Annotated in this window: 12 protein-coding genes; 4 read left to right on the forward strand and 8 right to left on the reverse strand. The window is 62.9% G+C overall.

What is annotated here, in order from left to right; all coding sequences use genetic code 11:
* Positions 1–164: 164 nt before the first annotated feature.
* The gene (locus SOP95_RS30925; protein ID WP_323609448.1) at positions 165–986 is read right to left on the reverse strand and encodes an AraC family transcriptional regulator; all 822 of its coding nucleotides are present in this window, start codon (positions 984–986) and stop codon (positions 165–167) included.
* A gap of 87 nt (positions 987–1,073) precedes the next feature.
* On the opposite strand from SOP95_RS30925, the gene SOP95_RS30930 reads away from it, so the two are divergent.
* On the forward strand, positions 1,074–2,303 hold the full coding sequence (locus tag SOP95_RS30930) for an MFS transporter (RefSeq protein WP_323609449.1): 1,230 nt from the start codon (positions 1,074–1,076) through the stop codon (positions 2,301–2,303).
* Here the strand turns inward: SOP95_RS30930 and SOP95_RS30935 are convergent.
* On the reverse strand, positions 2,287–3,033 hold the full coding sequence (locus SOP95_RS30935) for a DUF72 domain-containing protein (protein ID WP_323609450.1): 747 nt from the start codon (positions 3,031–3,033) through the stop codon (positions 2,287–2,289). The two genes, SOP95_RS30930 and SOP95_RS30935, sit on opposite strands and share 17 nt — an antisense overlap.
* A gap of 177 nt (positions 3,034–3,210) precedes the next feature.
* Here SOP95_RS30935 and SOP95_RS30940 point away from each other — a divergent pair, with 177 nt between their 5' ends.
* Complete coding sequence (locus tag SOP95_RS30940; RefSeq protein WP_323609451.1) at positions 3,211–3,861, forward strand: glycosyltransferase; 651 nt, start codon at positions 3,211–3,213, stop codon at positions 3,859–3,861.
* On the opposite strand, the gene SOP95_RS30945 is transcribed toward SOP95_RS30940, so the two are convergent.
* From SOP95_RS30945 to SOP95_RS30955, 3 genes are read right to left on the reverse strand one after another with little or no spacing between them, the layout of a single operon-like run.
* Positions 3,862–4,461 carry a class I SAM-dependent methyltransferase gene (locus tag SOP95_RS30945; RefSeq protein WP_323609452.1) on the reverse strand — a complete coding sequence of 200 codons (600 nt, stop codon included), beginning with the start codon at positions 4,459–4,461 and terminating at the stop codon, positions 3,862–3,864.
* Positions 4,458–5,219 (reverse strand): PIG-L deacetylase family protein, encoded by a 762-nt coding sequence (locus SOP95_RS30950; RefSeq protein ID WP_323609453.1) that lies wholly within the window; start codon positions 5,217–5,219, stop codon positions 4,458–4,460. The genes SOP95_RS30945 and SOP95_RS30950 overlap by 4 nt, the downstream gene beginning before the upstream one ends.
* Positions 5,216–6,244: an acyl-CoA dehydrogenase gene (locus SOP95_RS30955; protein WP_323609454.1), complete on the reverse strand. Its 1,029-nt coding sequence runs from the start codon at positions 6,242–6,244 to the stop codon at positions 5,216–5,218. Before SOP95_RS30955 ends, SOP95_RS30950 begins: the two co-directional genes overlap by 4 nt.
* 174 nt (positions 6,245–6,418) lie before the next feature.
* Between SOP95_RS30955 and SOP95_RS30960 the strand changes: the two genes are divergently transcribed.
* Entirely contained in the window at positions 6,419–6,958 is a 540-nt protein-coding gene (locus tag SOP95_RS30960) for a cupin (protein WP_323609455.1), read from the forward strand.
* Positions 6,959–7,009: 51 nt separating this feature from the next.
* Entirely contained in the window at positions 7,010–7,162 is a 153-nt protein-coding gene (locus tag SOP95_RS30965; RefSeq protein WP_166621360.1) for a hypothetical protein, read from the forward strand.
* Between the two features lie 12 nt (positions 7,163–7,174).
* Here SOP95_RS30965 and SOP95_RS30970 read toward each other — a convergent pair whose 3' ends face one another.
* From SOP95_RS30970 to SOP95_RS30980, 3 genes are read right to left on the reverse strand one after another with little or no spacing between them, the layout of a single operon-like run.
* Positions 7,175–8,119 (reverse strand): class I SAM-dependent methyltransferase, encoded by a 945-nt coding sequence (locus SOP95_RS30970; protein ID WP_323609456.1) that lies wholly within the window; start codon positions 8,117–8,119, stop codon positions 7,175–7,177.
* Positions 8,120–8,136: 17 nt separating this feature from the next.
* The gene (locus tag SOP95_RS30975) at positions 8,137–9,519 is read right to left on the reverse strand and encodes an iron-containing redox enzyme family protein (protein ID WP_323609457.1); all 1,383 of its coding nucleotides are present in this window, start codon (positions 9,517–9,519) and stop codon (positions 8,137–8,139) included.
* 47 nt (positions 9,520–9,566) lie between these two features.
* A complete protein-coding gene (locus SOP95_RS30980; RefSeq protein WP_166621358.1) occupies positions 9,567–9,764 on the reverse strand; it encodes a hypothetical protein in 198 nt (65 codons plus the stop codon).
* Positions 9,765–10,053 lie beyond the last annotated feature (289 nt).

Raw genomic sequence — 10,053 nt, forward strand, 5'->3', positions numbered from 1 at the left:
AAGCGGGTAGACAGTGGGGGCGAGTCCATACATAGGAGCTGGCTTGCCAGCGAAGAGGCCGGCACATCCAACAGCTCTGGTGACTGACACACCGCCTTCGCTGCGATGCGGCGATCCGACAAGCCAGCTCCTACAGTGGATCGGGCGTTGCCGCGGGAGCGCGGCTACCTGAAGAAATGACTCGGGGTCTTGCCGAACTGTTTCTTGAACATGCTGGTGAACGCACTGGGGCTGTCGTAGCCCAGCTCCCCGGCAATGTCGATGATCTTCTCGCCGACAGCAATGCGCTCCAGGGCCAGCAGCAGGCGCGCCTGCTGACGCCATTGGCCGAAGGTCATCCCGGTTTCCTTGCGGAACAGGCGCTGGATGGTTTTTTCATCGAGGTCCAGGTGTGCGCTCCAGTGCGCCAGGGTCGAGCCATCGCCGGGATCGCGCTGCAACGCCGAGCACACCACCTTGAGCCGTGGGTCCGTGGGCTGAGGCAGGTGCAGAGGCAAGGTCGGCAGGATCCGCAGTTCATCGAGGATCAGGCGCATGACCCGGCCCTCGCGCGAGTCCGCCTCGTAGGGTCCGCTGATCTCCACCGAGACCTTGATCAACTCACTGAGCAACGCCGAAATACTCACCGCTCGGGGTTCCGCTGGCATATCCGCAGCCGCCTCGGGGCGCACGAACAGGCTGCGCATTTTCAACGGGCCGACACAGCGAATCGAATGAATATGCCGGCTCGGCATCCAGATCCCGCGGCTGGGCGGCACCGTCCACTGGCTCAATCCAGAGTGCACCACCATCACGCCTTCGATGGCGTAGATCAGTTGGTGGGCCTGATGGGAGTGCGCTTCGATCACCCAATTCTCCGGGTAGTCGGTGGCGCTGCTGCTCACGGCGCAGGCGCGCCCGTCGATCTCCCTGAGGAATTCATCCAGCGACTTGATCATGATGCCCTTTTTGCGATAGTCGATTCCCGAATTGCGCGAGACAGGCAATCGGACGCCCCCTAGGATAGCGCTGAACCCTGAAATGGCCAGCGCTTTTACCCCGCGCCGGCCGCGCTTTTTCTCTGGAAGGATCCCATGTCCATCAGTACAACCGCCTCCGCCACTACCTCCAAGAAGGCCACCGCCTCGGTGGCCAGCCAGGCCAGCCCGCTGGTGATGCGCGTCATCGGCGCCTGTGCCCTGGCGCACCTGATCAACGACCTGATCCAGGCCGTGCTGCCGTCGATCTACCCGATGCTCAAGGCCACCTATGGCCTGACTTTCACCCAGGTCGGCCTGATCACCCTGACCTTTCAACTGACCGCTTCGCTGCTGCAACCCTGGATCGGCTACTACACCGACCGCCACCCCAAGCCGTGGCTGTTGCCGGCGGGCATGGTCTGCACCCTGATCGGCATTTTGATGCTGTCGATGGTCGGCAGCTTCGCGGCGATCCTGGTGGCTTCGGCACTGGTGGGCATTGGCTCTTCGACCTTCCACCCGGAGACTTCCCGCGTCGCGCGCCTGGCCTCGGGCGGACGCTACGGCCTGGCCCAGTCGACCTTCCAGGTCGGCGGCAACGCCGGCAGCGCCTTCGGTCCGTTGTTGGCGGCGGCCATCGTCATCCCCTACGGCCAGGGCAATGTCGCCTGGTTCGGCCTGTTCGCGGTCTTCGCCATCCTCGTGCAATACGGCCTGAGCCGCTGGTACCGCAACCACCTGAACCTGTTCAAGCTCAAACAAGGCACCAAGGCCACCCATGGCCTGTCCAGGCAACGGGTGAGTTTTGCCCTGGTGGTCCTGGCACTGCTGGTGTTCTCCAAGTATTTCTACATGGCCAGCTTCACCAGTTACTTCACTTTCTACCTGATCGAGAAGTTCGACCTGTCGGTGGCCAGTTCGCAGCTGTACCTGTTCCTGTTCCTCGGCGCCGTGGCAGCCGGCACTTTCTTCGGCGGGCCGATCGGTGACCGGATCGGGCGCAAGCAGGTGATCTGGTTCTCGATCCTCGGCGCCGCACCCTTCACCCTCGCCCTGCCCTACGTCGACCTGTTCTGGACCGGCGTGCTGAGCATGATCATCGGCTTCATCCTCGCCTCGGCCTTCTCGGCCATCGTGGTCTTCGCCCAGGAACTGGTGCCCGGCAACGTCGGCATGATCGCCGGGGTGTTCTTCGGCCTGATGTTCGGTTTTGGCGGCATCGGCGCCGCGCTGCTCGGGCACCTGGCGGATATCCACGGCATCGAGTACGTGTACACGCTGTGCTCGTTCCTGCCGCTGCTGGGCATCCTGACGATCCTGTTGCCGTCTACCAAAGGCGTTTAGCGGCCAGGTTTTGCGCCAGCGTCAAGGCATTGCCCAGTGCCGCGCCGCTGGCGGTGTTGTCGAAGATGCACCAGGTGGACGCCCCGTCGGCCGTAGCTGCGTGCATCTCGCCCGCCAGGCGTTCCAGCCGCTGCTCGTCATAGGGGCTGTAATAGATGCGCGGCGAGCCATGCAGCCGCCAGTATTTGAGCCCCGGCCATCCCCGTGGAGTCGAGTCGGTGCTGATGCGCGAAGGATCCACCGCAGCCTGCGCAATGCGATAGTGCACCAACAGGGCCTCGGCCTCCATCCAGGATTCGTGTCGGGGTTCAAGCACCACACCCCCTGCAAAACACCGCCTGAGACTGACGAAAAAAGCCTCGGCAATCGGCTCGACAAATTCCAGAGACGGCGGCAATTGCACCAGCAGGCAGCCCAGGCGATCGCCCAAGCCGGAACATTGCTGCACAAACTCATCGAGCGCCTGGTCACAGTCCTGCAGTCGCTGCATGTGTGTGATCTGCTTGGGCACCTTGACGCTGAAGCGAAAGCCGGCCGGCACGCAGGCGCCCCAGCGCTGGTAGGTTTGGACGCGATGCGGGCGATAAAACGAGCTGTTGATCTCAACGCAGTTCAGTCGCGCCGCATAACGCAACAAGTGGGTGCCCTTTGCCGTGAAGTCGGCCGAATATTCCCGGCCCAGGCTCCATCCGGCGCACCCTGTAAAAATTGACTGAACATTCACATCCATCTACCTCCCCCCTGCTTATGTCTAAGGGCACAAAGCGGCTGCGGCGGTTCCTTTTTTCATTCACGACAGTGGATCAATGGTCGAGCGCCATAAGTGATCGCCTTTGCGTGCAAACAGTTGCAACCAATGGTCATCAACCCCGGTCGACATCGAAAAGCCAGCCATGGGGATTTGCAGATGATAGGAGTGATTGTGCCGGTGCATAACGAGGAACAGCGCCTTGAAGAATGCATCGAGTCGCTGCTGGCGGCGTCTTTCCACCGAGATCTGGACGATGAGGAAGTGAGGATCCTGATCGTCCTGGACGACTGCACGGACGCTTCACTCGACATCGCCCAGGCCTATGACGTGTGGACGCTGAGCTGCAACCACCGCAACGTTGGCAAGACCCGGGCCCAAGGCGCCGAACACCTGCTGGCGAAGGATGCACGCTGGCTGGCCTTCACCGACGCCGACAGCGTCGTTCCCGATACCTGGCTGGCAGAGCAGATCAGCTTCAACGCGGATGCGGTTTGCGGCCTGGTCGAAGTCGCCGACTGGTCCGAACATCCGGAGCGGGTGCGCGAGCGCTATCACGCCAGTTACCACACCGTTGACGGTCACCGGCATATCCATGGCGCCAACCTCGGCGTCTCTTCGGCGGCTTACCGCAAGGCGGGCGGATTCCAAGCCCTGCCCGCCCACGAGGACGTGCAGCTGGTGGCCGATCTGGAGCGCAGCGGCGCGCGCATCATGTGGACGGCGAGGAACCGGGTCACCACCAGCGCCCGCCAGCACTGCCGGTGCCGGGAAGGTTTTGGCGACTACCTGAAGTCGTTGGCCTTTTGACTATTGGCAGGTCTCGGCAAGGTCGATCGAGGTCGCGTCACGGCTCCAGTATTCAAGGAGGAAATCCGCTTCTTCATGACGCATCAGACGATGCAGATTCAGACGCTCGGCAAGCGCTGCGTGAACGTCGCGGCCGTCCTGGGAACAGCCTTCGATCGGATGCAACCAGTGGCAGGCCAGCACGCTGCCCGCCGGGCCCAGGCTGCGCAAGGTCTGCTCGATGACCTGATGCCATTCGCCTGCATCGAGGAAGTAGCCCACTTCGCTCAGCACGATGAGGTCAAACTCGCCGTCCGGCCAATCCCGTGGAATACGGGCCTGCTCGACGCGGACATGTTGCAGGCCACTCAAGCGCTGACGCGCCAGTGCCACTGCCTTCGCGTTGATGTCCTGGCACAGCAACACGTCGCTGCGCTCGGCCAGCTGCGCACTGAGTTCACCGTTGGCGCAGGCCGGCTCAAAGACCCGTTGATAACGCTGGCGCGGCAGGCTGGCCAACGTCAGTTCGCGTTTGCGCTTTTCATACCAGCGGGTACGAAAGGACCAGGGGTCATCGCTGGCCCTGAACATTTGTTCGAAGTAGTCGGGCGGCAGGCTCATAGAAACACCAGTTCAAAAGGTTGCATCAGGCGTTCGAGGGTTTCTCGACTCAACACCGCCGGTGGGCTGACCTGCGAGACATGGGCGGCAATGGCCTGGCGCTTTTGCGCCAACACCTGGGGATCCAGCAGGTATTTGTGCGCCCGCGCCCAAGGGATTCGGGCATCGTCCGGCCGCGCCCAATGCCACGCCCAGACCGGCACTTCGATCAGGCAGGCCCTTTGCCGGGCGACAGCGCTGGCGGTCGCCCGGCCAGTCGCCTCGTGATCGCAATGGCCGTCGAAGCGCCAGGTGGTGATCACCCGATCCTGCGGGCGAATCAAGGCCGCCAGCCGTTCGATCAATAACCCCTCCTGGCCCGCTACGCCGCTGTCGGGCAGACCCAGGCGCTGCCAGTCCAGGGCAGTGACATCGAGCCCCATGCGGGCGAGCGCGCGCGTGCTTTCCAGCGGGCGCTCGCGGCGCAGACGCGTCGGGGTCCAGTGGTGCGACTGCGGATGACTGGCTTCGCCATCAGTGACTGCGATCATCAGGACGTCGGTCTCCCTGCCCTTCATCCCGGCCAGGATGCCGGCGCAACCGAGCACTTCATCGTCAGGATGCGGGGCGACCACCACCAGGCGCTGTCCCGCAGGCACCAGCTGGTTGTGGGTGATGGTGGGCACCCGCGCCAGCCAGTCACTGGCCTGCCATTGGGCCAGCGATGTGCCGGGACCCTGGATGAGATTCTCCCCTTGAGATACCAACTCGGCGATCACAGCTCCCAGCCCTCAAGCGGTTGCGCGGCGACCTGCTGTCCAAGCTGCGCCAGGTCCTTTTCGGCATGGCTCTGGCGCACGAATACCGGCAGGTCGGCGGCGAGCCTGGCGAAGTGACTGTCACGACAGAACGGCGTGGCCCCCAACCCGCGCCCGACATGGGCCAGCACGCTGTCAACCGCGACTTCGACCTGGGCGCGCAGGCGCCGGACCGGAAGTTGCGGTGAGCTTTGGGGGTTGTCATCGATCCAGCGAGCCGTTTCCCGCAGCACCGCCCTGGCCATGCACAACGCCGCATCGACAGCCCCCAGATGCGCCTCGGCATGGGCGTCGTGATACGGCTGCGTGCAGTGCTGGCGAAGGTAACCGGCGAGCGCACAGGCGGCGCCGTACCAGCAAGCGGCTATTCCACCCCCGCCATGCCAGAAGCCGGGTCGGTCGACATACTGTCCGGGCAACCCGACACAACGGCCAAGGGCACCTTCGAACAGCAGGTCGATGCTCGCCGTACTGCCCATGCCGACCGCCTGCCAGCCATCCTCGAGTAGCCTGATCGTGGGCTGGCGCAACGTGAGCGCCACCAACTGCGGCCGCTGCTGTTCATCCCACGCCGTCACGAGCGCCTGATCGAGCATGGCGGCGCCGGAACACCAGGCCTTGCGACCCTGCAGGTAAACATTGCCTGCATGGCGATCGACAATCTCGAGCCGGGCAAAGGGCGGCTCGGCCGCCCAGGTTCCCCAACTGCCCGCGGCCGCAGGCGAGTCGGGCTCGAGCTCGGCCATGATTGCCAGCGCATCGGTATGACCTTCGAACAGCTTGGCCAGCCGCAGGTCGCTGGCGGAGACGGCGGCCAGCGTGCGCCAGCGTTCCAGCGTACGGCCCTGCCCGGGCATTGGCAGGTCAGCAAATCCAGCTCTGATCAGTTGCTGCAACATCGGTTGCAGCGCAGCGTCCGCGGTGCTTATCGCTGGCCGACAGGCAAACGGCTGCAGCAGGCGTTCGAGGGTTGCCGCATTGCTCATGGCCCATTCTCCCTTCTGAGTGCTCTTGAAACTCATGACTTGAAGTTGAGAGGCAGGCAGCCTGCAGGAGTTCATTGCATCTGTACGTGTATCGCTGAGCCCGTTTTTAGAACCACCCGGGCCAAGGCAATGTCTCTGCTCTATAGACACCCTTCACAATGGAGGAGAGCTCGAATGAGCAACTCACAAGCGCATGCTCCAGCGCAAAAACTGATGTTCGAACGCAATGGCTGGGTGCCGAACAACCCGCGCCTGCCGGTGCTGATCTACCCCAAGGCCATCGCTGTCCAGGGCGACGATCCAGCTGCCCTGTTCGAGCAAACCTTCAGTGCCAACGGCTGGCCACCGCAATGGCGCTATGGGGTATATGACTATCACCACTACCACACCGAAGGCCATGAAGTGCTTGGGGTGGCCAGCGGGCATGCACGCCTGATGCTGGGCGGGCCCGATGGCCTGGTGCTGGAAGTCGGTGCCGGGGATGTGCTGCTGTTGCCGGCCGGCACCGGTCACTGCAACCTGGAATCGAGCGACGACTTCCTGGTGGTCGGCGCCTACCCGCCGGGCCAGCACGCCGACATTTGCCGTGAAGCGCCGAGCGCTGCGCAACAGCAAAGCATCGACACCCTGCCGTTTCCCGACCAGGACCCGGTGCAGGGTTCCCATGGCGCGGTGAGCGAACATTGGTCAAAAGGTCAGCCGAGAAAAATCTAGAACTCGTAGCCCGGGCTTCGATCCAATGTATACCCACTGGAGGCCAGCGCCATGAACAACGATGACCGCATCACCCCTGCCGACACGCCGACCGAGGAGGATGAAAGCCTCGAACCTTCGCCCCCCGAAACCACCGAGGAGCAAGCCGAAGACCTGCGGCGCAAAGTTGACGAGATACAACGCAAGGTGGCGGACGGCAACTGATCCGGCGCTGCATCAATGCCGCCGGGTCACGGTCAACGCCACCACGGCGATGCGCTCCACCCGTTCATAACCGGGTTTGAGCAGTTCCTCGCCGAACACGTCGGGGTCCAACTCTCGATAGGTCCAATCGTACTTGTCGTCACTCAGCAGCGGCTGTACGGACTCCAGGAAGGGGTCCGTCCCGGCGACCATCGCCACCCCGGTGTACAACACCAGGCTGCCGGCCTTTTCCAGGCGCGGCAGCGATTCGCGGACGATGCGCACAGACAAGGCTTCGCCCAGCGCACCACCGCCATGGCGATAGGCGCGTTGCTGGCTGTCGTTCATGTAGGGCGGATTGGCGATGATCAGGTCGAACTGCCCTTCGACACTGCCCAGCACATCGCTGTGGTAAGCGCTGACATTACTGGCCTGGGCCAGCTCGGCATTCACCGCCGACAGGCGCAGCGCCCGTGGATTGATATCCACCGCCAGCACTTCGGCGTCCGGCCGGGCAAGGGCGATAACCAGCGCGCCAATGCCGGACCCGCAGCCTATGTCCACCGCTCGCCGCACGGGTTCCGCGCGCTGCTGCAGATGGGCTTCGATCAGTTGCGCAAAACGATAGCTGTCGGGTCCGAAGAACACCGAGTCGCTCTGCGTGGTCGGATACGCCGAATGGGCAATCAGCAAGCGCCCAAGGCTTGACCAGCGCACCGTGCTGCGCCAAAGCGATCCCTCCTTTTCGACGATGCCCGCCTGTTCCAATTCAGCCAGTTGCTGCGGTGAAAACAGCCCGTGCTCGAAAGGCATCGACCAGCCGAACACATCACGCAGGTCCTTGGCCAAGAGCGGCACAAAGCGCTGGCACACCCGTTCGTGGGTCAAGGGCGTCGGGGTGATGAAACGGTAGTCCTCGGCAGCGAGAAGCCTGCCCAGCTCCAGCAATGTGCGATCGGCTATCTGTTGTCCTGACATGCATGACTCTCCTGAAATCAGCGCAAACGGGCCACGCATTCAATGAAAAGTCGCGTGGCGTAAAGTCCGGCGGGTCGACAATGGCGCTGGGCCGAAAGCCACGGGATCAGCAATTGCAGTTGTTGCCGCGGTGACTGGTCGCGCAGGGAATCCTGCAACGCCTTGAGCTCAGGGTCGTTCGCAAAGGCTTCATCGGCGAAGGCATCGTCGGATGGCGCCCGGCGTGGCACAGGCTGGCGTTGCGGGTCTTGCCAGTCACCGGCGATCCAGTCGTGCAGCAGTTGTTTTTCATAGCCACTGAACACGCCGAACATGGCCGCCGTATCGCCCTCGATCAATTGCCAGAATCGGCTCTCCTTGGGCGGGCCATGCCGTTTGATCCAACCCTTGCGTTGCAGCGCGCCGAGAAACTCTTCGATCTGGCCCGGAGTCGCCAGCCACTGATTGACGGTCTGGCCTTCGACCTTGCAGTAATCGGAATGCATGTGCTGGCCGAAGCTGCGTTTGCGTTCGAGCATGGCGATCACTTCCTGCTGCAGGTCGAAGCCTGCAATCACCGCCGTCGAGCCCGGCCCCAGGTCATTGAGTCGATAGCCGATGGCGACACGCCGATAGAACTCCTCCCGTCCCTGCTCCATCGGCATCAGGTCGAGCAGCGCTTCAATCGCCTTGCGTCCGTGCCCGCTGCTGACGTTGTCGATGGTCACGTGAAGGGTGAAATAGTACGGATCGATCCCCAGCTCACGCAGTTCATAGGCGCTGATCAGCAGGTGCAGCGGCAATTGCTCGTAGCCGAGGTTGTAGCCGATCACCTCGGGCATGAACCTCTCGCTGCACTGCCCCAAAGCCAATTGAATCGCACCTTGGCGAAAGTGTTCGTCGAGCAGCCCCTGTCGGTCGCCACAGTCGTGGGCCGCCAGCAGCTTGCGGTAGATCACCACGTGATTCTGCCGCGGATCGCCGTTGCCCAACTCTTCCAGATAGGTGCTCAGCAACCCGTCATAACGCAGGTCCTGCCAGTGCTCGAGCACACCGGCCAGCCAGGCGCCGTCGACCTCCTTGGTGGGCGCTACCCGTTGCAGGAAAAACAGGGCATGGGCCTTGTTCGAGAAATACCGACGTGGCCCGCCCTGCTTGCGTTCCTCGAGGTAGAGGGCATAGTCGCGCGCGACGTCGGCGCAATGTTGTTCTGACCATGCCGCCAGCTGTCCTGGCGCTTCGGGCAGATCACAGGGCAGTTCAGCGACCTCGGCCAGTTGCTCGCGCAGGAACTGCTCGCCCAGCGCTGCTGCTTGTGGGTCGTTGCTGTACAGCAGATCGTAGAGTTCGCGGTACTGGCCGCCGGCGTCGGCATCCGCAAGCGTCGAAGGCGAACCTGTCAAGGGCGTGAATAGGGTCATTGGCTGTTCTCCTGGGCAGTACTTCGATCTATCACCGGGCGCTTTTCCTAGCGCCTGTCGTCGGACAAAGGTGTTTGCTCATCTGCCTCAGGCAGCTTCCTGTCGCGCTCGTTCCATTCCTGCTCGCCCTCTTCATCGTCGAGGTCGGCCTGTTTCAGGGGATCGTATTTGCCCGGATCGTCCGACGTGGGTAGCGTCTTGTCCGGGTCTTGTTTGTTGTCCTGGAAAGTCGACTCGCTGGACATGTCTCACCTCACAAACTGTGCCCGGGTTTTCCGGGTCGTACAGCTTTGAAGGCGTCCAGGGGATTGCGTGCGTTCGAGTAGACGAGCGGCATACACCCTTGCAGGAGATCGACATGCCAGCGAAGGCGCCCTCCAGTCAACCTGTCCCCCACGGCTGTCCCCGATCTACTGTAGGAGCCGGCTTGCCGGCGAAGGCGCCCTCCCAGTCAACCAGTCTCTCGCGACTGTACCCGACCTACTGTAGGAGCCGGCTTGCCGGCGAAGGCGCCCTCCCAATCAACCACTCTCT

Origin of the sequence: Pseudomonas sp. YuFO8 (assembly GCF_035065025.1) — a bacterium.
Classification (GTDB): Bacteria; Pseudomonadota; Gammaproteobacteria; order Pseudomonadales; family Pseudomonadaceae; genus Aquipseudomonas; species Aquipseudomonas putida_AE.